The organism is Pseudomonas sp. HY2-MNA-CIBAN-0224 (genome assembly GCF_040310285.1).
Classification (GTDB): domain Bacteria; phylum Pseudomonadota; class Gammaproteobacteria; order Pseudomonadales; family Pseudomonadaceae; genus Aquipseudomonas; species Aquipseudomonas helleri.
In genome coordinates, this window is the sequence record NZ_JBEOPQ010000215.1 from 1 (window position 1) to 404 (window position 404).

At 45.5% G+C, this 404-nt stretch carries 1 protein-coding gene; it reads right to left on the reverse strand.

The window, feature by feature from the left end:
• Nucleotides 1–404, reverse strand: a 404-nt coding sequence (locus tag AAEZ03_RS26085; RefSeq protein ID WP_350582643.1) for an FAD-dependent oxidoreductase, incomplete at both ends; no start/stop codon positions are given.

The following is a 404-nucleotide window of genomic DNA, read 5'->3' on the forward strand; positions in this document are numbered from 1 at the left end:
GCTGTGTCTCACCTGCGCTGTCTTCATAATCAATAAAGGCGAGTGCTCCTTGACTACCTTCAGCCGCCTGCGTGCCAATATCTTTGATTTTACTGCCCAAATGCATCGTCAGCTCACGGCTTAAACAGTCGATGGCTTTATTGCTAATGTCTGAGTCTTTCAGTCCGGCTACTTTTTTAACACGGTTAAATAGTGTCACCTCTACACCCAAGCGATTAAATGCTTGTGCAAGCTCTAAACCAATAGCACCAGCGCCAACCACCGCCATAGATTTTGGTAAATCTGGTAGCTCAAAAACCGTATCAGACGTCAGTAAAGTGTCGCCCAACTTATCATTCCAACCTTCTGGAATAAAAGGAGAGCTGCCAGTAGCCACGATGATTTTATCTGCTTCAATCACCTCG